This window comes from Micromonospora humidisoli (assembly GCF_016900955.1).
In the GTDB taxonomy this organism is placed as follows: Bacteria; Actinomycetota; Actinomycetes; order Mycobacteriales; family Micromonosporaceae; genus Micromonospora; species Micromonospora wenchangensis.
Genome location: NZ_JAFEUO010000008.1, coordinates 72,513 through 94,013, shown reverse-complemented (window position 1 = coordinate 94,013; position 21,501 = coordinate 72,513). Strand labels below are relative to the sequence as shown.

General features: G+C 73.3%; 17 protein-coding genes. 6 read left to right on the top strand and 11 right to left on the bottom strand.

Annotated elements, in window-relative coordinates; translation table 11 throughout:
• The first annotated feature begins 1 nt into the window (after position 1).
• Positions 2-1,456, top strand: coding sequence for an O-antigen ligase family protein (locus JQN84_RS32415; RefSeq protein ID WP_204961228.1), 1,455 nt, complete (start codon positions 2-4; stop codon positions 1,454-1,456).
• Between the two features lie 57 nt (positions 1,457-1,513).
• Here JQN84_RS32415 and JQN84_RS26160 read toward each other — a convergent pair whose 3' ends face one another.
• The 4 genes from JQN84_RS26160 to JQN84_RS26145 are packed head-to-tail and all read right to left on the bottom strand — an operon-like array spanning position 1,514 to position 6,412.
• Entirely contained in the window at positions 1,514-2,767 is a 1,254-nt protein-coding gene (locus JQN84_RS26160; RefSeq protein WP_204961227.1) for a glycosyltransferase, read from the bottom strand.
• Between the two features lie 5 nt (positions 2,768-2,772).
• The gene (locus JQN84_RS26155) at positions 2,773-3,975 is read right to left on the bottom strand and encodes a glycosyltransferase (protein ID WP_204961226.1); all 1,203 of its coding nucleotides are present in this window, start codon (positions 3,973-3,975) and stop codon (positions 2,773-2,775) included.
• Positions 3,960-5,459, bottom strand: coding sequence for a lipopolysaccharide biosynthesis protein (locus JQN84_RS26150; RefSeq protein WP_204961225.1), 1,500 nt, complete (start codon positions 5,457-5,459; stop codon positions 3,960-3,962). Before JQN84_RS26150 ends, JQN84_RS26155 begins: the two co-directional genes overlap by 16 nt.
• Complete coding sequence (locus JQN84_RS26145) at positions 5,456-6,412, bottom strand: NAD-dependent epimerase/dehydratase family protein (RefSeq protein ID WP_204961224.1); 957 nt, start codon at positions 6,410-6,412, stop codon at positions 5,456-5,458. Before JQN84_RS26145 ends, JQN84_RS26150 begins: the two co-directional genes overlap by 4 nt.
• Before the next feature lie 225 nt (positions 6,413-6,637).
• On the opposite strand from JQN84_RS26145, the gene JQN84_RS26140 reads away from it, so the two are divergent.
• Positions 6,638-8,668, top strand: a complete 2,031-nt coding sequence (locus tag JQN84_RS26140; RefSeq protein ID WP_204961223.1) for a hypothetical protein — start codon at positions 6,638-6,640, stop codon at positions 8,666-8,668.
• Between the two features lie 20 nt (positions 8,669-8,688).
• Here JQN84_RS26140 and JQN84_RS32140 read toward each other — a convergent pair whose 3' ends face one another.
• A complete protein-coding gene (locus JQN84_RS32140) occupies positions 8,689-9,207 on the bottom strand; it encodes an acyltransferase (protein WP_204961222.1) in 519 nt (172 codons plus the stop codon).
• A 139-nt stretch (positions 9,208-9,346) separates the two neighbouring features.
• On the bottom strand, positions 9,347-10,552 hold the full coding sequence (locus JQN84_RS26130; RefSeq protein ID WP_204961221.1) for a glycosyltransferase family 4 protein: 1,206 nt from the start codon (positions 10,550-10,552) through the stop codon (positions 9,347-9,349).
• A gap of 238 nt (positions 10,553-10,790) precedes the next feature.
• Between JQN84_RS26130 and JQN84_RS26125 the strand changes: the two genes are divergently transcribed.
• The gene (locus tag JQN84_RS26125) at positions 10,791-11,522 is read left to right on the top strand and encodes a NeuD/PglB/VioB family sugar acetyltransferase (RefSeq protein ID WP_204961220.1); all 732 of its coding nucleotides are present in this window, start codon (positions 10,791-10,793) and stop codon (positions 11,520-11,522) included.
• On the opposite strand, the gene wecB is transcribed toward JQN84_RS26125, so the two are convergent.
• Positions 11,451-12,575 carry a non-hydrolyzing UDP-N-acetylglucosamine 2-epimerase gene (gene wecB / locus JQN84_RS26120; protein WP_204961219.1) on the bottom strand — a complete coding sequence of 375 codons (1,125 nt, stop codon included), beginning with the start codon at positions 12,573-12,575 and terminating at the stop codon, positions 11,451-11,453. The genes JQN84_RS26125 and wecB overlap by 72 nt on opposite strands.
• A 64-nt stretch (positions 12,576-12,639) precedes the next feature.
• Positions 12,640-13,881: a glycosyltransferase gene (locus JQN84_RS26115; protein WP_204961218.1), complete on the bottom strand. Its 1,242-nt coding sequence runs from the start codon at positions 13,879-13,881 to the stop codon at positions 12,640-12,642.
• 181 nt (positions 13,882-14,062) lie between these two features.
• Here JQN84_RS26115 and gmd point away from each other — a divergent pair, with 181 nt between their 5' ends.
• The 3 genes from gmd to JQN84_RS26100 are packed head-to-tail and all read left to right on the top strand — an operon-like array spanning position 14,063 to position 17,396.
• Positions 14,063-15,076, top strand: a complete 1,014-nt coding sequence (gmd, locus tag JQN84_RS26110) for a GDP-mannose 4,6-dehydratase (RefSeq protein WP_204961217.1) — start codon at positions 14,063-14,065, stop codon at positions 15,074-15,076.
• Positions 15,073-16,275, top strand: a complete 1,203-nt coding sequence (locus JQN84_RS26105; protein WP_204961216.1) for a glycosyltransferase — start codon at positions 15,073-15,075, stop codon at positions 16,273-16,275. Before gmd ends, JQN84_RS26105 begins: the two co-directional genes overlap by 4 nt.
• Positions 16,272-17,396: a DegT/DnrJ/EryC1/StrS family aminotransferase gene (locus JQN84_RS26100; RefSeq protein WP_204961215.1), complete on the top strand. Its 1,125-nt coding sequence runs from the start codon at positions 16,272-16,274 to the stop codon at positions 17,394-17,396. The genes JQN84_RS26105 and JQN84_RS26100 overlap by 4 nt, the downstream gene beginning before the upstream one ends.
• 31 nt (positions 17,397-17,427) lie before the next feature.
• Here JQN84_RS26100 and JQN84_RS26095 read toward each other — a convergent pair whose 3' ends face one another.
• The 3 genes from JQN84_RS26095 to JQN84_RS26085 are packed head-to-tail and all read right to left on the bottom strand — an operon-like array spanning position 17,428 to position 21,415.
• Positions 17,428-18,732, bottom strand: a complete 1,305-nt coding sequence (locus JQN84_RS26095) for an MATE family efflux transporter (protein WP_204961214.1) — start codon at positions 18,730-18,732, stop codon at positions 17,428-17,430.
• The gene (locus JQN84_RS26090; protein WP_204961213.1) at positions 18,729-20,048 is read right to left on the bottom strand and encodes a hypothetical protein; all 1,320 of its coding nucleotides are present in this window, start codon (positions 20,046-20,048) and stop codon (positions 18,729-18,731) included. Before JQN84_RS26090 ends, JQN84_RS26095 begins: the two co-directional genes overlap by 4 nt.
• On the bottom strand, positions 20,048-21,415 hold the full coding sequence (locus tag JQN84_RS26085; protein WP_204961212.1) for a hypothetical protein: 1,368 nt from the start codon (positions 21,413-21,415) through the stop codon (positions 20,048-20,050). The genes JQN84_RS26090 and JQN84_RS26085 overlap by 1 nt, the downstream gene beginning before the upstream one ends.
• Positions 21,416-21,501: the final 86 nt, after the last annotated feature.

Here is a 21,501-nt window from a genome sequence, read left to right as displayed (position 1 = left end):
CGTGGGGAACCGAGTGGGTCAACTGTGCCTGGTCGTCGGGGCGGTCCTGGCCGTGGTGGTCACCACCGTCGCCAGCGTCACCGTCCCGCTGGTCGCGGTCGGCGCGGTGGCGCTGCTGCTGCTCGCGCTGTTCGCGCTCGCGCAGCAGATGGACGGCTGGCGGTGGCTGCTGGGCCTGACCATGGCGCTGCTGGTCTGCGCCTCGTCGAAGCTGCCGGCCCTGGTGGAGGCCAGCTTCTATCCCCGGTACGCGGCGGTGGCCGTCCTGGTCGTCTGGGCGCTGGGCGCGCCGGGCCGGACGGTGGCCCGGGTCGACCCGTGGACCCGCCTGCTCGTCGGCGCGCTCTGGGCGATGGCCGGCCTGGCCACGGTGAGCTTCACCTGGTCGGTGGTGCCGTTGGAGACCCTGCAACGGGGCGTGGCGCTGCTCCTGCTGGCCGCCCTGGTGCACGTCCTGGTCCGCCGCCGGTGGACCGACCGGGCGGTCATGCTGGCCGACCTGCGCATGGTCTACCTGGTCCTCAGCGGCTCCGCAGTGATCAGCCTCGGCGTCGGGTTCACCGACGGTACGCTGATGGCCGCGCTGTCGCGCACCGACCGGTTCGAGGGCCTCTACAACAACCCCAACATGCTCAGCATCGTCTGCGCCCTGACCACGCCGCTGGGCTGGGCCGTCTACCGGCAATCCCGTCGCCGGGTGGACCTGCTCGGCATGGTGCCGGCCGTCGCCTGCCTGCTGCTGTCGCAGTCCCGCACCGGCCTGATCGCCGTGCTCGCCGGGGCCTGCTGGGTGGTGCTGCGCAACGGGCTGGGCCGGATGGTCCGGCTGGGTGCCGGACTGGCCGTGGGGCTGCTGGTGGCGTACCTGTTCAACCTGTTGCCGGTCCTGTTCGCCGGCCCCTGGATGCGGCAGCTCGTGCTGCGTTTCACCGACCCCACCGGCGGCGACCTGTCCAACGGCCGCACCGAGATGTGGCAGGCCACCGTCGACCTGTGGTGGCAGAACCGCCCCACCCTGGGCTTCGGGTACGCCTCCCGCAACCACCTGTTCGCCCTCGCCAGCCTCGACGAGTCCTTCGGGACCGGGGTGAGCGTGGTGCACAACAGCTACCTGCAACTGCTGCTGGAACTGGGGCTCGCCGCCGTGGCGCCGCTGGCGCTGCTGCTACTGGCCGTCGGACGGGTCGCGCTGCGCGCACCGGTACGCCGGGCCGACTCCGGGCTGGTCTGGCTCGTCGTCACCGGCCTGCTGATCCAGATCACCGAGTCGGCCATCTTCGGCACCGGTCAGACGTACCCGTACGTGTTCTGGTGCGTGGCCGCCGGGGTGCTGCTGCACCTGCCCGGTGAACGCGTCGACGTCGACGAACCGGAGGCGGAGCCGGCGTCGTCCCCGCCGTGGGTCGGTGTCCCGGCCGACGGCCTGATCCGCCTACCGGTCCCGGCCCTGCGCTGAGGTCACGCGACGGTGGGCGTCCCGGTCGGGACGCCCACCGCTTCGTGTGCACCCGGCTCAGCGCCGGTCGTCGGCCACCAGGAAGGCGCTGACCTCGTCCCGCCAGGCGCGGTGGTCGAACGAACCGCGGGCCCGGGACCGGGCGGCCCGGCTCATCGCCGTCCACTCCTCGTCGCGCAGCCGCAGCGCCCGCTCGATCCCCCGCCGCACGTCGTCCGGGCCGTTGCCGTCGAGCACCAGCCCTTCGACGCCGTCGTGCACGTGGGCGGCCAGGTCGCTGGTGTGGTTGAGCAGCACCGGGCAGCCGGCGGCGAGGCTCTCCGGCACCTTGGACGGGAAACCGTTGGCCGCGTACCCGCCGGTGGGGCGGACCAGCATCGAGAAGTGCGACTCCGCGAGCAGCGTCAGCACCGTGTCACGGGGGACCCGGCCGAGGAACCGCACCTCGGCCACGATCCCGTCGAGGACCGCGACGTCCAGGTCGGAGTGGGTGGCGGCGGCCTCACGGGTGACCCCGGCGATGGTCAGGCTGACCCGGCGCTGCTGCGCCGGGGTGAGCAGGCTGATCCCGCGCAGGATCACGTCCAGCATGTCCTTGCGGCCGGGGGTGCCGGCATAGAGCAGCCGCAGGCCGGTGGAGAGCGCGGGTGGCCGGGCCGCCGGGAAGTCGTCGCAGTCGACCTGCGGCGGCACCACCAGCACCGACATCCCGTGCCCGGTGAGGTAGCCGGCCAGCGTGGTGGAGACCGCGGTGGCCCGGTCGACCAGCCGGGTGGCCAGGAACGTCGACCACCGGTGCCGGACGTAGTACGGGGTGAGCCACCCGTGGCGGAACTGTCGCCGGTCGTGGCGTTCGCTGGCGTCGACCACCACCGGGCAACGCAACGCGAGCCGCAGGACCGCCCAGTTGCCCAGCGTCATCAGCGCCATCGGCAGCAGCACCACGCTCACGTCGCCCCGGCGTACCCCCTGCCGGCGGGCGGCCCGCAGCACGCGGACCGGGCGGGCCAGCCGGGCCGGCAGCCGGGTGAGCCGGTACCGGCCCCGCACGCGCAGGGTGACCAGGTCGACGCCGGCCGCCTCGGGTGGCCGGGCGGGAAAGGGCAGCTCGCAGGGCCAGTCGTTGACGACGAGCGTGCGGGTGCCCTCGGGCGCGGCGGACCGGGCGAGTTGCAGCAGCCGGTTGGAGGTCGCGTCGCCGTGCGGGAAGGCGTAGGCACCGACGAGCAGGGGACCCGGTGGGCCGGTCCGCACGGTCGGTCCGCCGTCCGGTAGGGGTCGCCGACCCACGACCACGGTCTGCTCGTTCATCTGTCTCACCGTCCCGAGCCGACAGGTGGCCGGCTGCTCTGTCGTGGCGTGCGGTCCCGACCGGGGTGGGCCGCCGCCCACCGGTGGTAGATCTCCAGGTGGGCGGCGGCGGCCGTGTCGATGGCGAAGGCACTGGCGACGAACCGGTCGGCGGCCACCGCGGGGGCGGTCGACGCGGTGTACGCCGCCGCCCGGCCCACCGCCCGCGCCCACACCTGCGGCGGGGCGTCGACCCCGACGACTGTCACCCCGGGCAGCCGCTCGTCGATGAAGCGCACGCCCGGCAGGTCGGCGGCGACCGTGCCGACGCCCAACGCGACGGGCTCCAGCACTCCCCCGGGCAGCCCCTCCAGGCAGGACGGGTGGACGACGACGTCGGCCTGCCGCAGCAGCCCACCCACGTCGTCGCGGGGGCCCAGCAGGTGCACCCGGTCGCCGAGTCCGACGGCGTCCGCCGCCGCGCGGACCCGTTCGTCGTCGGCCGGGTCGCCCGGCCCGACCAGCACCGCGTGCGCGGACACCCCCCGGTCGCGCAGCGCGGCCAGGATCGGCGGCAGCAGCCAGCGGCGTTTCTCGGGTGAGGCCCGGCCCACCGTCACGCAGACCAGGTCGGCCGGTCCCGCGCCGATCAGGGCCCGCAGGTCGTCGGGGCTGGGGCGGCGCAGCCGGTCGAGGTCGAGCCCGTTGAGCACCACCCGGCACCGGGGGTCGGCCCGCCAGCCCGGGTGGTAACCGAAGGTCAGGGAGCTGGGCGAGACACCGAGGATGTCGGTGGCGCAGACCCGCAGCAGCCGCCCGCAGACCCACCGGTAGACCCGGCGGCGCAGGGTGCGCGGCGTGTTGTCGTCGCCCCGGAAGTGCGCGACCCGCCCGGGTACGCCGCGCAGCGCGCCCAGCGCGAGCGGCACGCCGGAGAAGTTGGCGCAGTCGGCGTGCACCACGTCCGGGCGCAGCCGTGCGAGCAGCCGCAGGAACCGCAGCGGGAAGCGCGGGTCGAGGGGGATCGCGGTGACGCTGCCGCCGTGCCGGGCGACCACGTCGGCCAGCGGCCCCGGGCCGATCCGGTCGCTGAGCGTCACCAGGTGCAGGTCGACGCCGCCGGCCGCGAGCCGGGGCAGCAGTTCGGCGGTACGCATCTCGGTGCCGCCGAAGTTCAGCTCGCCGACGACCCGCAGCACCCGCAGCCGGCCGGTCACGACGGACCACACCGGGCCAGCGCCCGCCGGTAGCCCACCAGCGCGGCCGGCACCATGGTCGACAGGTACGCGACGCAGGCCGCCGCCGGCAGCCCGGCCAGGCCGAACTGGCGCAGCCCCCAGACCTTGAGCGCGGTGGCCAGCACCAGGAACGCCGCCCACCCGACGAACTGCGGCCGGAGCAGGCCGATGCTGTTCTGCACCATGAGCAGCGGTGAGGTGACCGCGACCAGCAGCGACCAGCTGGCGAGCCCGACGAGGACGGGCAGCCGGATCGTCGACCGGTCGACGGACCCGAGCCAGAGGGCGATCAGCCGGTGACCGGTGCCGACCAGCGCCAACCCGACCGAGCCCACCACCACCCCGTAGAGCAGCACCATCCGCCGGGTGTTGCGGCGTACCCAGGCCACCTCGCCGCGGGCCAGGGCGGCGCCGTTGACCGGCCAGACCGTCATGCCCACCAGCCCGACGAAGACCCACAGCACGCCGAAAAGCTTTCCCACGACCGCGTAGTGCGCCGCTGCCGCGAGCCCCAGCACGTTGGCGACCAGCGGGTTGTCCACGTTCAGCGCGATCGACGACATCGTGGTGAGCACGAAGAACCGCACGCCCAGCCGGAGCAGGCCGGCGACGGTGTCCCGGTGCACGAGTCGTGGCCCCGGCCGGTGGGCCGGTGGGCAGGCCCAGAAGTAGGTGACGGTGTTGAGCAGGTTGGTCACCGGCAGGGCCAGCACCGCACCGGCGACGACCACCAGCGGTGGCCAGCCGGCGGCGATGGCGGCGAGCACCACGGCCAGGGCGGCCAGGGCACCGGCCGACTGCCAGGCGTTGCTCTGCACCATCTGGCCACGGGCGTACTGCACCCGTTGGACCAGCGAGAGCGGGATGTTGACGACGAACGCGCCGAAGCAGAGCAGGACCAGGGTGGGGGTCTGCGCGGCGACGCCCGGGTCACCGACGGCGAACAGCTCCACCCAGGGCACCACCGGCGTCACCACCAGCAGGGCGGCCAGCAGCAGCACCGCGACCACGCCGAGGGTGGCGAACGCACCGGAGATCTCCCGGGCCTGCTGGCGGGGGTCGTCGGCCAGTTGACCGAGCCGGGTGAGCAGCCCGTTGCCCAGCCCCAGGTCGGCGAACCAGGCCATCCCGGTGAGCGCGGTGATCGCCATCCACAGGCCGTACCGCTGCTCACCGAGGTAGCGGAAGCAGGCGGGGGTGATGACCAGCGGCGCGGCCAGGCCGATCCCCTTGGCCACCATCGCGGTGGCGATGCCCACCGTGACGGTCCGGTCCCGGCTGGGCCCCGACGCCGGGGCTGGCGGCGCGGGGGTGGTCGTCGTCCCGTCGTCGGCCGTCGTGCCGCCGGTCGTCGTTCCGTCGGCCGTCGTGCCGGCCGCTGCGGGGGCGGGGGTGGTGGTCGCGGGTGTGGTCCCGACGGCCGTCGCGTCGGCGGGGACCGTGCCGGCGGCGGCCCGGCCCACGGCCCGGGTCACCGGAGGGGGGCGGGGGCGACGGCCAGCCGCTCGGCCAGCCACCCGGCCGTGGCCCGCAGCCCCTGCCGGCGCTCCACCGGGGTGACGTCCGGGAACAACTCCCGCAGGGTGGTGTTGTCGGCCAGCGAGTGCGGGACGTCCCCGGTACGCGGTGCCACGTGTTCCCGGGCGATCGGCCGGCCCAGCAGTTCCTCCAACTCGTCGAGGACCTGGAGCAGGCTGGCCCGCGCGCCGAAGGCGAGGTTGACCGGGTGCGGGTGGTGCACCCGGCGGCGCACCGCGTCGAGGATGACCTCGCAGACCGTGCCCACGTAGGTGAAGTCGCGGGACTGGGTGCCGTCGCCGTGCACCTGCACCGGCTCGCCGCGCAGGGCGGCGTGGGTGAACCGGGGGATGACGGCCGCGTACGCGTGGTCGTGGCGCTGCCCGGGGCCGAACACGTTGAAGAACCGGAACGCCAGCGTGGGCAGCCCGAACGACGCCTGGTGGGCCAGCGCGTACGCCTCGGTGGCGAGCTTGCTGGCCGCGTACGGGCTCATCGGGCGGGTCCAGGTCAGCTCCGCCTTGGGCAGTGCCGGGTTCATCCCGTACACCGACGAGGAGGAGGCGACCAGTACGTGCCCGACGTCGTGCCGGCGGGCCGCCTCCAGCACCATCAGCGTGCCGGTGGCGTTGGCGTGGTGGGAGGCGAGCGGGTCCCGCAGCGACCGGGGCACGCTGGGCAGCGCGGCCAGGTGGACCACCGCCTCCCGGCCCGCCATCGCCGCGTCCAGGGCCGCCGGGTCCAGGATCGACCCTTCGACGAGGTCGACGTCGAGCCCGGCGAGGTTGCCGCGCAGCCCCACCGAGAAGTCGTCGAGGACGCTGACCTCTTTGACGGCCGGCTCGGCCAACGCGGCGCGGGCCAGGTTGGCGCCGATGAAACCGGCCCCACCCGTAATCAGAATGCGCATGAACCACCCCCATGTACGCACATCACCTGTACATCGAGCCAGGGCGCGGCACGTTACGGCGGCGGCGCGAAATTCACCCTCCCCACGGCGGGGATGTCGGCCGGCGGCCGGACCGGTCTCCACCGAACGGCCGACGGTGCTGTCCGGGAACCGACCAAAAAGCGCCGTGAGCTGCGGAAACGCGCACAGTGACAGGGTCGTCGTGCGTCACGGTGGAGGTGTGGGATGCCCGAGCTGATCGTCTACCGGTCCAACGCCCTGATGTCGGTCAGGTCGCGGTTCGACGCCACCCGGGACGTGGTGATGCCGGCCAACCTGGCGTACCCCGAGGGGATGGTCGGCCTGTGGCACTCCGGCCTGCCGCAGGTGAGCCTCGTGCCCTCGACCGCCACCGACGCCCAGGTGTGGCCGGTCATGTCCGCCGTGGGCACCCGCGTCCACGACACCTCCGACGACAACTGCCCGATCAACACCGGCTGGTCGTACGTCGGCGGCAACCACGGCTACAACGTCGGCAACCAGATCGTCGTGACCAACCACGGCAAGACGACCGCCGACGTGGGTTCGCAGTGGAGCGACGGCACCCGCATCTTCACCCTGCTGGCCGTCACCAACGCCAACAGCCTGCTGTTCGGCAACCCGTACACGGTGGTGGACGGCATCGCGCAGGGTGCCCGGGTCAAGCCGGCCGGGCCGCTCACCCACGTCTCGGGGGCGACCAACCGGACCACCGTGCCGATCACCGGTCTCACCCCGGACGTGCAGATCCGCCCCGCCACCCACTCGCACACGGTCGCCGTCGAACTCGACGGCCGGCCGGTGCCCGACGGCCGGTCGACCGGACTGGAACTGGTGATCCGGGAGTCGTACCTCATCCCGACCTACCAAGGCATGATCGACACGGCGCGGGCGAACGTCGGCACCCCGATCGCCACGATCATGCCCAGGATCCCGTCGCTGTGCCGGATCGCCAACGTCTACCGCTGGTCGCCCGGTGGCGGCCTGCTCGTCACCCAGACGGTGACCGCGCTGACCCGGTTCACCCTCAACGCGGGCGTCACCCAGTGCGCGCCGCTGACACCGGTGACGGGCGGCTCCCGCCGGCAGTTCATGCCGAACGTGGGGGTGGCCGGCGGCCTGAACTGGTCGACCTGGGCCAACATCGACACCCTCGCCGCCCTCACCGACGTCACCCCGGCCAACCTCACCGACCGGACGATGCCGGCGGCCAGCATGACCCAGTGGGTGGTCAGCGGCGGCAGCGTGCAGCAGTGGGGCATCGCCGTCGGGTTGCTGCCGGTCGCGGACGGGGTGCCCACCGTCCGGGCCCGCTACACCACGGCCAAGAGCTGGTTCATCAGCTCCAGCCTGAAGAAGAACTACCCGCAGCTGGTGTGGGGGCGCACCCTGGCCGCCGGTGAGTCGGTGACCGGGACCGCCTACCGCCGCTACCTGGCCCCGCCGTCGACCGCCACCGGGCTCGTCGTCTCCGCCGGCGACGACGACTTCGTGGTGATCGAACGGGTCGGCACGGTCGCCCAGGCCGAACTGGCCGCGCCCGAGCTGTTCCACCGGCTGCTGGTGCCGGTGGGCGCGACGAACCTCACCGTGCCCGACCGGGTCACCGTCGCCGGTGTGCCGTACGCCGTGCCGGTCTCCCCCGGCTACGGGATGTGGCGCGCGGACCCCGACGGGGCCGTGGCGCAGCCGCTGCCGGGGGCGTCCCTCGCCCGGGGCGGCTACTTCCTCGTCCGGTCCGGCCCGACGGTGGAGAGCACCTGCACCGGTGCCTACCAGCAGCTGCTGCTGCACCCGTTCTTCCTGGCCGAGCCGACCCCGGTCGACCGGGCCTGCGTGGAGGTGACCCGGGTCGGCACCGGCGTGCTGCGCCACGGCGTGTACGCCCACGACCCGGCCACCGGCCGGCCCGCCCTGCTCGGCCCGGTCGCCGACTTCGGCGCCGTGGCCGTCACCACCGTCGGGGTGAAGGAGTCGGTGCTGGCCGCGCCCGTCGGGCTGCCGGCCGGCTGGCACTGGTACGCGCAGGTGTGGCAGGTCAGCGGCGGCACCGCGCCGACGGTGCGGGCCAGTGGCGTCGGCTGCGCCACCGTGCTGAACCTGGGTTCGACGGCGGCGGCGATGACCGGCGACCGGTACGGCTACGAGGTGACCGGGGTGACCGGCGCGCTGGGGGCGATCACCATCGCCGGGCTGCACCGGTTCCCCCCGCCGCAGGTCGCCTACCGGCGGGCCTGACCCGGCGGCCGGGCGGGACGTCAGCCGGTGGGGACGCCGTAGATCCGTTTCATCGCCTCGTGCTTGGCCGGGACGGGCAGGTGCCCGATGCCCAGCGACTTGGCCCGCAGCCGTTCCAGGTACTCGTCGGTGGTGCGCAGCGGCCGGGCCGGGACCCCGGCCGCCACCGTGTTGTCCGGGACGTCCCGGGTGACCACCGAACCGGCCCCGATGACGCACCGGTTGCCGATGGTGACGCCGGCCAGGATCATCGCACGCATGCCGATGTAGACGTCGTCGCCGATCGTGATCGGCGCGGTCCAGTCGAGGTCGGGATACTCCTTGCGGAGGATCAGCGTGCCGCCGTCGTGGGTGATGAACTGCACCTCGGAGGTGACGTAGACGTTGTCGCCGATGGTGATCAGCCAGGGTTCCGAGCCGAACATCGCCCGGTTGACCCCGTAGAACCTGACCCGACCGGTGAGGTTGACCCCCAGGGACCTGACGAACGCCTCGGGGTCGCGGGACGCGGCCAGATGGTCCCGTACGCGCCGGGCCATCGTACGAACACGACTGGGCACTGGCTGTCCTCGATCGCAGGTACGGTCCCGGGCTGCCAGCCCGGGGACGGGCGGGTCCGCTCACTGGGACAACGACCGGGGTCCGACCCCGGTGACGGCTGACCGCCGTCCTCGACGGTCAGCCGCAGAACTGGCGGGCGTGGGCCAGCACGTGCAGTTCCCGGTGCCGCTGCCGCCAGTGCCGGTAGCGCCGCCCGGCGGTGGCCTTGGCCTCGGCGCGTTCGGCGGGTGTCCGGTCGGCGAGCAGGTCGAGCACCCGGCTGAGGTCGGCCGCCGTCGCCGGGCGGACCACCATCCCTCCGGTGTCGGCGATCAGGTCGCTGAACGGCGTGTTGTCCGAGCAGACGACCGGGCAACCCGACGCCAGGCTCTCCAGGATGACGTGGCCGAAGTTCTCACCGAGGGTGGGGAAGAGGAACGCGTCGTAGCGGCTGAACGTCGGCATGACGTCCGCCGCCGCGAGTTCGCCGAGGTAGCGGACCCGGACGTGTCCCGGCATGGTCGCGATGACCCGTTGGCAGCGCGACCAGTAGTGCGGGTCCTCCGCCGGGCCGAAGATGTCGAACTCCACCGGCCGGGTGGTGCCGGCCACCGCCTCCAGGGCGGTACGCAGGTTCTTCATCGGCGAGATCCGGCCGACGAAGACCAGCCGCAGCGGACCGTCGTGCGCGACGACAGGTGGGGGCGGGTCCGCCGGGATCGGGCTCTCGTTGCCGTTCACCATCACCTGCGCCCACGGCAGGTTGGCCCGGATCTGCCGCTCCTCCAGCCCGCTGCACGCCTGCCAGCGCACCCGCAGCCGGCGCAGCAGCGGTGCCCACAGCGCCAGGAAGACACGCTTCTTGGTGGCCCTGATCGCCAGCGCGCCGGGCGACAGCTCGCCGCGCGGGGCGACCAGGATGGCCCCGACCCGGGCCAGGCGCAGCGCCACCGCCAGGATCGCCAGCACCGAGAACAACGACCAGATGCTGTTGACGTAGAGCAGGTCGACCGGACGGGCCCGGACGTGGCGGACCAGCCGGGCCCAGTGCCGGGGGGCCCACGGGTTGAGGTAGAAGACGGCGGACCGCCCGTCGCGTCGCAGCAGCCTTCCGGACAGGCCGGGGTACGGTGCTGACGAGCCGAGGTCCCGGTCCCGGGTGATCAGGGTGACGTCGAGGTCCCCCGGCAGCGTGTCCAGGATGAACCGCAGCGAGCGGATCGGGCCGCCGCCCCGGAAACCCGGCTCGAACACCCCCGCGGTCGCGACCACCCGGTAGGTGCCCACGGACCGTCGTGGCGCGTCGGCGACGTCCAGGGAGGGCAGCGTTGTCAACTTGTTCATCATCGGCCCACCTTCACCGTGCCGCCCGGAAGGCGGCGTCCCGTAGGGATGTCTGCACCGCACGGGCGGTGGCCGGAGGGCCCGGCCCGTGCCGGAGTTCGCCGTCGAGGGGAAGGGTGCGCTCGCGGGCCATGGACTCGACCCGTGCCGCCGCGCACGTCGGACGGGCACCGGCGGTCCCGCGCGGGGCCGGCTGGCGGAACGCGACCGGTGTTCTCCGTGGCCGAGGGGGCAACGGTTGACCACCGACGTAGTGATCGTAGGCGCGGGCGGCATGGGCAGGGAGATGTTCGGGGTAATTCGGCTGCTCAATGCTTACGCGGCAGGTGCGGCCCCGTGGCGGGTCCTGGGCTTCGTCGACGACTACCCGACCGAGGAGAACGTGGCCCGGGTGCGGCGGCTCGGCGTCCCCTTCCTCGGCCCCACCCGCTGGCTCGCCGGTGGCCAGGCGGGCCTGACGGTGGCGCTGGGCGTCGGGCATCCCCGGCTGCGCCGCGAGACCGATCTGGCCCTCCAGCGGTACGGCCTGCCCGCCGCCACGGTGGTGCACCCGGCGGCGGAGATCGGGCCGGACTGCGTCGTCGGGGAGGGGCTGTTCGCGGCCGGCGGGGCCCGGGTGACGACGAACGTGGTGCTGGGCCGCCAGGTGCACCTCAACCAGAACTGCACCGTGGGGCACGACAGCGTGCTCGGCGACCACGTCTCGGTCAATCCGCTCGCCGCGGTCTCCGGCTACTGCCGGCTGGACGACGGCGTCATGGTGGGCACCACGGCCGCCGTCCTGCCGGGGCTGCGGGTCGGGCGGGACGCCGTGGTGGGCGCGGGTGCGTGCGTGACCCGGGACGTCCCGGCGGACACGGTGGTCACCGGGGTACCCGCCCGGCCGGTGACGCCGGGGTCAGCGGCGGATGCCCGCCCAGTCGTGGTGTCGGCGCACGGTCGACAGGATGAAGTCGACCACCCGGCGTGAGGTGTCCGGGACCCGGTAGTCCGCCGGGCAGTCGACCGGACCGGCCGCCACCTGGTCCACCACGACCCGCACCGCCTCCACCACACCCTCCGGGTCGAGGCCGGTCATCACGATCGCCCCGGTATCCAGCGCCTCGGGGCGTTCGATGGACTCGCGCAGGGTCACCGCCGGGAAGCCGAGGATCGCCGCCTCCTCGCTGACCGTGCCGCTGTCGGACAGCGTGCACCGGGCGTGCCGTTGCAGGGTCACGTAGTCGAAGAAGCCGAACGGCTCGTGGAAGGTGATGCCGTCCAGCAGGGTGCCGTCGACGGCGAGCACCTCCAGCCGCTTGCGGGTGCGCGGGTGGGTGGAGACCAGCAGCGGCAGCCGCCACTCGTCGCGTACCGCGCACAGGCAGTCCAGCAGCCGACGGAGCCGGTCCGGGTGGTCGACGTTCTCCTCCCGGTGGGCGCTGACGACGAAGTAGCCGTCCGGTTCGAGGGCGAGCTGCGCCAGGATGGTGGACCGTTCGATCTGCGGCCGGTAGTGGTCGAGCACCTCCCGCATCGGTGAGCCGGTGTGCAGGATGCGGCGGGGGTGCAGTCCTTCGGCGAGCAGGTTGCGCCGGGCGTGCTCGGAGTAGACCAGGTTGAAGTCGGCGACGTGGTCGACCAGCCGGCGGTTGGTCTCCTCCGGCACGTTGAGGTCGAAGCACCGGTTGCCCGCCTCCATGTGGTAGACCGGCACCTTCATCCGCCGCGCCATCAGCGCCGCGATGGCGCTGTTGGTGTCGCCGAGCACCAGCAGCGCGTCCGGCCGCAGCTCGGCGATGGCCTTCTCGGTGCCGACCAGCACCGCGCCGAGCAGGCTGCCCAGCGACCGGGTGTCGGCCCGCAGGAACCGGTCGGGCGGGCGTACGCCCAGCTCGGTGAAGAAGATGTCGGACAGCGCCGGGTCCCAGTTCTGTCCCGTGTGCACCAACGTGTGCTGCACGGTCCGGTCCAGCGTGTCGATCACCCGGGCCAGACGGATGATCTCCGGCCTGGTCCCGACGACTGTCATCACCCGGGTCACGGACGCCTCCTCGTGGTTGGTCTGGGTGGTTGCGGGAACCGTCGGCCGTACGGGTCGGCGGTGGTCACGACGAGCGGCCCTGCGGGGGCACCCGGTGCGGCGGTTCGTCGATCGCCTGCCACGCCTGGTCGAGCACGCTGATCCGGGGTCGGCTGCGCTGCCACCTGCGGTAGGCCTCCCCCGCGCTGAGCCGGGCCGCCTGCCGCTGCTCGGGCGGGGCGGTGGCGATCCGGGTGAGCAGCGCGCCGAGCGCCGCCGGGGTCAGCTCGGTGAGCACCTGTCCGCCGCCGTCGCGCAGCACGGGCGTCCACGGTGTCCGGTCCGAACAGACCACCGGGCAGTACGCCGCGAGGCTCTCCGCGATGGCGTTGCCGAAGTTCTCGCCCCGGGTCGGCAGGACCGAGGCGTCGTACCTGGCGAACGTCGCACCCACCTGCCCGGGGGGCAGCTCACCCAGGTAGTTGACCACCGACGGGTCCGGCAGGGCCGCCCGCAGCTCCCGGCACCGTTGCCAGTATCTCGGGTCCTCGACCGGGCCGTAGATGTCCAGCCGCACCGGGGCCCGGACGTGGGCGAGCGCGGCGAGCACCAGGTCGAGGTTCTTGATCGGGGAGATCCGGCTGATGAAGACCAGCCGGGTATGGTCGGTGGCCGGCAGCGCGACCGGGGCGGGGTGCGGCTCGGGGCCGGGGGCGATCGCCACCACCCCGATGCGGGCCCGGGGCAGCACCCGGCGGATGTCGGCGACCTCCTGCGGTCCGGTGGCGTGCCACAGCACCCGGGGTCCCCGCAGCATCCACCGCCAGCCGGCCAGGAACACCCGCTTGCGCAGCCGGTGCAGGCCGAGGGCTGCCGCGCCGAACTCGCCCCGGGGGGCGACCAGGATGCGCTCCGCCCGCAGCAGGCCGAGCCGGGCCGCGACGATGGGCAGGATCGAGAAGACCGACCAGACGCTGTTGACGTAGAGCAGGTCGAACCGCGCCGAGCGCAGCGAGCGCCAGAGCGTCCGCCAGTGCGCCGGGTGCCGTGCGCCGAGGTAGAAGATGTCGGTGCGGCCCCGGCGTACCCAGGTGCCGGACAGGCCGGGATAGGCGGCGGGGCTGCCGAGGTCACGGTCGCGGGTCAGCAGGATGGTGGAGACCCCGGCGCTGGCCGTGTCGAGCACGTCGGAAATGGAGCGGACGGGCCCTCCGGCACGCCAGCCGGGGCTGAAGTAGCCGGCCGTGACGAGGACCCGGAAACTCTTCCCCCCGGCCTCGGCCAACCGTTCGTCGACTTCCGTCGCGGGGCTGGTGTCGCCGGCCATCCTCGCTCCTCGCTGAAGACACGAAACTGATCGGTTCAACGAGCGGAGACCCATTTCGTGACTGCGTTACGCAATTATCGCCAATCCGTCGAACACTAGCCGGAAACCCACAGCCAGCAGGACTTGAGCCGGTATAAGGAAGGCGGCGAAGAAATATCTGACCCGGCACGAGAGGACTCCCATGTCGCGAGTGGCACTCATATCCGGCACCACCGGTCAGGACGGCAGTTATCTGTCCGAGTTCCTTCTCGACAAGGGCTACACGGTGCACGGGATAAAGCGAAGGTCGTCCTCGTTCAACACCGAACGGATCGACCAGGTGGACGTCCATCCCCGCGACGGGGAGGCCCGCCTGTTCCTGCACTACAGCGACCTGTCCGATCCGGCGTCGTTGACCGCGCTGATCCGCGACATCCGGCCGGACGAGATCTACAACCTCGGCGCGCAGAGCCACGTCCGGGTCTCGTTCGACATTCCCGGCTACACCGCCGACGTCACCGGGCTCGGTGCCCTGCGGATGCTGGAGGCGGCCCGCGCGGCCGACGTCGACTGCCGCTTCTATCAGGCGTCCTCGTCGGAGATGTTCGGTTCCGCCCCGCCGCCCCAGCGCGAGGAGACCCCGTTCCACCCCCGCAGCCCGTACGCGTGCGCCAAGGTCTACGCCTACTGGACGGCGGTCAACTACCGCGAGTCGTGGGACATGTTCTGCGTCAACGGCATCCTGTTCAACCACGAGAGCCCCCGACGGGGGGAGAACTTCGTCACCCGCAAGATCACCCGCGCGGTCGCCCGGATCGAGGCCGGCATCCAGGACAGGCTCTACCTGGGCAACCTCGACGCCGTCCGGGACTGGGGCTACGCCCCCGAGTACGTCGAGGCGATGTGGCTGGCCCTGCAACAGGACACCCCGGACGACTACGTGGTGGCCACCGGCGAGGGGCACTCGGTGCGCGAGTTCGTCGAGGCCGCCTTCGACCGGGTCGGGCTCGACTGGCAACGGTACGTCGAGATCGACCCCCGCTACTTCCGGCCGGCCGAGGTCGACGCGCTCATCGGCGACTACACCAAGGCCCGGCGGCGGCTGGGCTGGGCGCCCAAGACCCTCTTCGGCGACCTGGTAAGGATCATGGTGGACGCCGACCGGCAACTGCTGGAGGACGAGCGGATGGGACGCCTGGTGCGGGTGGACCGATGAGGATCACCGTCGAGGCCACCCCGATCCGGCCCGGCCACGCCGCCGGGGTCGAGGCGTTCACCTACGGCCTGCTCACCGGCATGGTCGCCGACACCTCCTGCGAGCTGCGGGTGAACGTGCTGCGGGGCACCCTGGACCAGTGGCGCGACCAGGTGCCCGCCGAACGGATCGGCTGGGCCGAGGTCACCCAGCCGCTGCGCTCGGACACCGCCCCCGGGCAGCTCCTACGCCGCTGGACACCGACCCGGGTCCGCGACTCCCTCGCCGTACGCCGGGCGGTCAATGCGGTCCGGCACCGCTCGGTGCCCCGGCAGCGCGGCGCGGACGTCACGCTCTACCCGTTCCACAGCGCCCCGATCGGCACCGGCCCGTCGGTCGTCGTGGTGCACGACCTGCGGCACCTGCTGGCCGCCTTCCACTCCCCCGGCTTCGCCGCGGTGGTCCGGGAGAACGTGGCCCGCGCCGACGCCGTCGTGGTGACCTGGCCGCACCCGTACCGGGAGACGCTACGGCTGTTTCCCGAGGCGGCGGAGCGGACTGCGCTCATCCCCACCCCGACGTTCCAACCCGCGCCCGCCCGCGCCGCCGCGCGCCCCGAACCGGGCCTGCTGCTCTACCCGTCCTCGACGGCGACCCACAAGAACCACGCGACGCTGCTGGAGGCGATGGCGCTGCTCCCGCAGTGCCGGCTGGTCTGCCCCGGTCCGCTGGTCGAGCCGGACGCCAGCCGGCTGCTCGCCCGCGCCGCGCAGCCCGACCTGCGCGGCCGGGTGTCCTTCCCCGGGTTCGTCACCCTCGACGAGTTGAACGCCCTCTACGCCCGCGCCGACGCGGTGGTGATCCCGTCGCTGTGGGAGGCGGCGAGCGGCGCCATGCTGGAGGCGTTCAGCTGGGGCCTGCCCGTCGCCTGCGCCGACGCCGAACCGCTGCTGGCGCAGTTGGAGTTCACCGGCGCCGAGGCGGCCGTCTTCTCGGCCACCGAGCCCGCCTCGCTGGCCGAGGCGGTCTACCGGCTGCTGGCCGACCGGGCGCACTACGCCGCCGCCGCCCGGCACGCCAACGGCCGGCTGGCCGCCCGCACCTGGACGGCGACCGGCGGCGACTACCTCGACGTGCTGCGCTGGGTGGCCGACGGCCGGCCGGGACCGATGCCGCGCTCGGCGTTCGCCGCCGAACTGACCGGGGAGGAAACCTCGTGAGCCTGACCGACGACAGCTATCCGGTGTCCCGCCCGAGCCTGACCGACCTTGAGCAACGGTACGTCGTGGAGGCCCTGCGCAGCGGCTGGGTCTCCTCCCGGGGTCCCTTCCTCACCGACTTCGAGGACCGCTTCGCCCGCCGGTGCGCCGCCGGCACCGCGGTCGCCACCGCCAACGGCACGGTCGCCCTGCACCTGGTCCTCGCCGCCGCCGGGATCGGTCCGGGCGACGAGGTCATCGTGCCCGCGCTGACCTACGTGGCGACCGCGAACGCCGTCGCGTACTGCGGGGCGCGGGCGGTCTGTGTGGACGTCCTGCCGCAGAGCTGGTGCGTCGACCCGGCCGCGGTCCGCGCGGCGATCGGGCCACGCACCCGGGCGGTCGTCGCCGTCGACCTGTACGGCCACCCCGCCGACTATCCGGCCCTGCGCGCGCTGTGCCAGCGGCACGGTCTGCTCCTGGTCGCCGACGCCGCGGAGTCCTTCGGGGCCACGCTCGACGGGGAGCCGACCGGTTCCCTGGCCGACGCCACGACGTTCTCGTTCTTCGGCAACAAGGTGCTCACCGCCGGCGAGGGCGGCTGCGTGACCACCTCCGACGCGGCGCTGGCCGAACGGATGCGGCTGCTGCGCAACCAGGGGATGGACCCGCAGCGGCGGTACTACTTCCCGGTGCTGGGCTACAACTACCGGATGACGAACCTGGCCGCCGCGCTGCTCTGCGCCCAGCTCGACCGGGCCGAGGAGATCATCGCCCGGCGGGACGCGGTGGTCGCCGGCTACGAGACGCAACTCGCCGACGAGCCGGCGCTGTCGGCCCAGCCGGTGCTCCCCGGGGTCCGCCGCGCGCCGTGGATGGCCTGCTTCCTGGTCGGGCCCGCCGGGGACACCGCCTCCCGGGACGCGCTGGCGCTGGCGCTGGACCGGCTCGGCGTGGAGACCCGGCCCTTCTTCGTGCCGATCCCCGAACTGCCCGCCCACCACGATCCGGCGGCGCACTGCCCGGTGACCGTCGACCTGAGCCGGCGCGGGATCAACCTGCCCACCTATCCGGAGCTGACCGAGCCGGGGGTCAAGACGGTGGTGGAACGCGTCCGCGCCGCCCTGGCGGCGGTCGGCTGAGCCCGGCCGACCCACCCGGTCCCGTCCCCGATCAGCCCATGGGCGGGACGGGGTGGCGTCGACGCCGGTGTGCCGGCGGGTGGGACCGGGCATCCCACCGGTGGGCGGGCGGGCGGCCGGCCCCCCGCAGCAGCAGCAGGTAGCTGCCCGCCCAGGCGACCGCGCTGACCAGGGCCAACACCGCGAGAGCGCCCGCCGCGCCGGTCGCCCCACCCAGGACCGCCGCGCCGACGACCACCGGCACCCGCAGCCCGCCCAGCAGGACCCCGAGCAGGATCGCCAGGCGGCTCGCCTGCTCGATCCGTAGCCCGGCGAAGCCGACGGCGGCCGGCACCGCGAACAGGCTCTCCAGCGCCAGCAGCACCAGCAGGCTGCGGGCCAGGTCCCAGTTGCCGCCGAGGAGCATCCTGCCCAGCCGGTCGGGCAGCAGGGCGACCGCCGCCGTGATCGGCAGGACAGCGGCGGCCACCAGCAGCGCGACCCGCACGGCCGCCCGGGACCGGACCGACCGGGACGCGGTACGGGTGCGGGCCAGGTAGGGCAGGGTCAGCGTGGCGGCGGTGGACAGCAGCAGGTTCACCGGCCCCAGCAGGGTCCGCCCGGCACTCAACGCCCCCACCACCGGGGTGCCCGCGAAGGCCGCCACCGCGCTCAGCGACAGCTGCGCCGACCCGGTGGTGAGCAGGAACTGCGTACCGAATCCCAGCGCGATCCGGCGCTGCGCCCGGTCGACGTACCAGCCGGGCCGCAGGGCGTAGCCGCGTCGGGCCGCCACGACCACGCCCACCACGCCGCCGCCGGCCGCCCAACCGGCCACCACCCACGGCGCGTCGACCAGCCCGAGCAGGCCGGCCAGCGCGGCGCAGCCGGTGAGAGCCGCCCAGGTCGCCTCCTGCCACAACGCGCCCGACGGGACGCCGAGCCCGACGGCGACCGCCTTCGCGTGGTCGTAGAGCACCAGCCCCGGCAGGGCGAGGCCCACCCCGAGCAGATACGGCGACCCGTACGCCACGCCGGCCGCACCGACCGGAACGCCGCAGAGCACCCCGAGCAGGACGACCCGTCGGGCGGCCGGGGCCACGCCCGTCCCCGCCGCCAGGGTCGCCTCGGTCACCATGCTGCGGACCAGCCCGGAGCCGAGCACGTAACACGAGAAGGCCAGCGCGAACTCGCCCACCCCGCCGATCGACTCCAGCCGGGTGACGGTGACCGCCACCAGCAGGTTGCCGCCGCTGGACAACCCCCCGACGACCAGCGCGAGCAGAGCCCGACGACCGCGTCGGGGGGCACCCCGGACACCGGTACCGCCGACCCGGGAGCGGACCGGAACGGTCACCGGACGGCACCCACCGGCAGCGTCACCTCGTCGTCGCGACCGGCGGGGGCGCTGCGGGTCAGCCACAACAGCAGGAAGACCGGTGCGGCCGACACCACGTGTTGCAGGAACCCGATGGTGCAGTCGGGGTAGGTCCCCGACCAGAGCAGCACGTCGGAGAAGACCAGGCAGAACAGCGTCAGGCGGGCCGGGCCGGGCCGGCTCCGCCAGCGCAGCAGCAGTGCCACGAAGCCCGCCCAGAAGGCGTGCACGGCCACCATGCCGGCGGGTCCGTCGAAGAACCAGATGTTGCCCAACAGCAGGAAGGTGTACGCCGACGTCGGTCCCCCGCCGAGGAACTGGTTGATCTGCTGCCCGGTGGACAACGCCGGCCGGTCCGGATCGAGCACCCGGGGCACCAGCCCGTACCTGAAGTAGTCGGCGACACCGGGCTGGCCGATCTCGACCGGCACCGCGAACGCCGTCACGGCGGTGAGCTGGCTGTCCAGCCGGAGCCGGTCGGCAGCGGTGACCTGGGTGTCCACCACCACCCCCTGCTCCTCCCGGATGGCGTTGCGCTGCGCGAACATGGCGGGCCAGGCGAGCAGGAGCACCACCGTCCAGAGCAGGAGGTGACGCAACCGGAAGACCCCGCAGACCGCCCCGGCGGCGGCCACGAAGAACACCAGGGCCACCAGGGGCGCGGACCGGGCCGTCAGCACCGCGACGTACGCCTCCACGCCGACGAGCACGGCCACCCAGCAGTACAACCGCCGCACCGACAGCCGGCCGCTGAGGTGGCTGCCCACCAACAGGGCGAAGCCCAGGGTGCCCCAACCGGAGAAGAGGGCGCACACCATCGCGACAGGGCTGTCGGACAGGTCGCCGGACACCTGGGTGACGATGGTCCCCCGCCCGAGGTGGGCGCCGATGATGCTCGTCACCATCCCGGTCAGGGTCACCAGCCGGGCCACCGGGTAGATCCGGGGATAGCGGGCGGTCGCCTGGCGCATCCCCCGTCGCCACTGCGGGTCGGGACGCCCGAGGAACAGGCCCAGCGTCTCCACGCTGACGCTGCCCAGCAGGGCCAGCCCCACCAGGAGCACGATGAAGTCGGTCTGCGGGTTGTCGTTGAGCACCGCCATCGGGAGGATGAACACCGCGTACGGGGCGAGCACCAGGAAGCTGACCGGATAGCAGCGCAACAGCCCACCGACCAGCTCCCGCTGCCGGGACCAGCCGCCACGGCCCGGCCCGACCGGCACCGCTCCGCTCACCCAGGGCCCGGATCCACAGTCGACGGCCAGCTGCTCTTCGGCCGCCCTGGGCCCGATCATCAGGCGTCCCTTGCGCGGTGAGCGCCACGCCGGCCGCGGCCCCGCAACGCTCCCGACCGCACACGCCCGCCAGCGGGCAGCAGCGCCGGACGGCCACCTGACCCGAGGGGGATCCTGCGGGTCAGCCACAGGAGGAAGAAGACCGTCATGGCCGACACCACGTGTTGCAGGAAGGCTATCGTCGACTCGGGGTAGGTGCCGGACCACAGCAGCACGTCCGAGCAGACGAGGCAGAACAGGCTCAACCGGGCCGGCCCGGGCCGGGCCCGCCACCGCAGCAGCAACGCCACGAAGCCCGCCCAGAAGGCGTGCACGCCCAGCACCCCGACGGGCCCGTCGAAGAACCAGATGTTGCCCAGCAGCAGGAAGTTGGAGGCGGACGTCGGGCCGCCGCCGAGGAACTGGTTGATCTGCTGCCCGGTGGACAGGGCCGGTCGGTCGGGATCGACGATCCGGGGCACCAGCCCGTACCGGAGGTGGTCGACGAGGCCGGGCTGGCCGAGGTCGACGGGGACGTCGATGCCCGCGACGAGGGTCAACTGCCGGTCCAGGCGGATCCGGTCCGCCGCCGTGACGGCGTCGCTCACCTCGATGCCCTGGTCCTGTCGGATCTCGTTGCGGTAGTCGAAGATGGACGGCCAGAGCAGGACCATCACCACCGTGCCGAGCAACAGGTACCGCAGCCGGAACACGCCACAGACCACCCCGGCGGCGACCACGAAGAACAGGAAGGCGATCAGGGGGGCGGTGAGGGCGGTCAGCATGGTGACGACCGCCTGGGTGGTGACGAGCGCGGCGAGCCAGCCGTACAGCTTGCCCCGGGTCAGTCGGCCGCCCAGGTGGCTGGCGACCAGCAGCGCGAAGCCGAGCGCGCCCCAGCCGGAGAAGAGCTTGGTCAGCGCCACCATCGGCGCGTCGGACAACTCCCCGGAGATCTGCGCGACGATGCTCCCCCGCCCGAGGTAGGCGCCCAGCAGGTCGGCCGCGATGCTGGTCGACGTCACCAGCCGGGCCACCGGATAGATGTACGGATACCGGGCGGTCGCCTGCCGCATGCCCTGCCGCCACTGCGGGTCGGGACGCCCGAAGAGCAGACCCAGCGTCTCCACGCTGACGCTGCCCAGCAGGGCCAGCCCCACCAGGAGCACGATGAAGTCGGTCTGCGGGTTGTCGTAGACCACCGCCATCGGAAGGATCAGCAACGCGTACGGGGCGAGCACCAGGAAGCTGACCGGATAGCAGCGCAACAGCCGACCGACCAGCTCCTGCTGTCGTCTCGACCGGGCGTCTCGGGTCGGGCGGACCGCCCGGGTGTCGATGACGTCGATCCGCGGTCCAGGGTCGGTGACCGCCCTGGACCAGACCATCAGATGTTCCCCTCACTGTTTTCGGTCGCCTCATGCGCAACGAGGCAGCGGGGGCGGCGACACGCTCACCGGGAGAAAACCCCGGA

Bases quoted from the DNA above. Each gene is read 5' to 3' on its own strand.
- JQN84_RS26160 (WP_204961227.1), bottom strand. From the start codon at position 2,767: ATGAACGAGCAGACCGTGGTCGTGGGTCGGCGACCCCTACCGGACGGC.
- JQN84_RS26145 (WP_204961224.1), bottom strand. From the start codon at position 6,412: ATGCGCATTCTGATTACGGGTGGGGCCGGTTTCATCGGCGCCAACCTG.
- JQN84_RS26140 (WP_204961223.1), top strand. From the start codon at position 6,638: ATGCCCGAGCTGATCGTCTACCGGTCCAACGCCCTGATGTCGGTCAGG.
- JQN84_RS32140 (WP_204961222.1), bottom strand. From the start codon at position 9,207: ATGGCCCGGCGCGTACGGGACCATCTGGCCGCGTCCCGCGACCCCGAG.
- JQN84_RS26130 (WP_204961221.1), bottom strand. From the start codon at position 10,552: ATGAACAAGTTGACAACGCTGCCCTCCCTGGACGTCGCCGACGCGCCA.
- JQN84_RS26115 (WP_204961218.1), bottom strand. From the start codon at position 13,881: ATGGCCGGCGACACCAGCCCCGCGACGGAAGTCGACGAACGGTTGGCC.
- gmd (WP_204961217.1), top strand. From the start codon at position 14,063: ATGTCGCGAGTGGCACTCATATCCGGCACCACCGGTCAGGACGGCAGT.
- JQN84_RS26105 (WP_204961216.1), top strand. From the start codon at position 15,073: ATGAGGATCACCGTCGAGGCCACCCCGATCCGGCCCGGCCACGCCGCC.
- JQN84_RS26090 (WP_204961213.1), bottom strand. From the start codon at position 20,048: ATGATCGGGCCCAGGGCGGCCGAAGAGCAGCTGGCCGTCGACTGTGGA.
- JQN84_RS26085 (WP_204961212.1), bottom strand. From the start codon at position 21,415: ATGGTCTGGTCCAGGGCGGTCACCGACCCTGGACCGCGGATCGACGTC.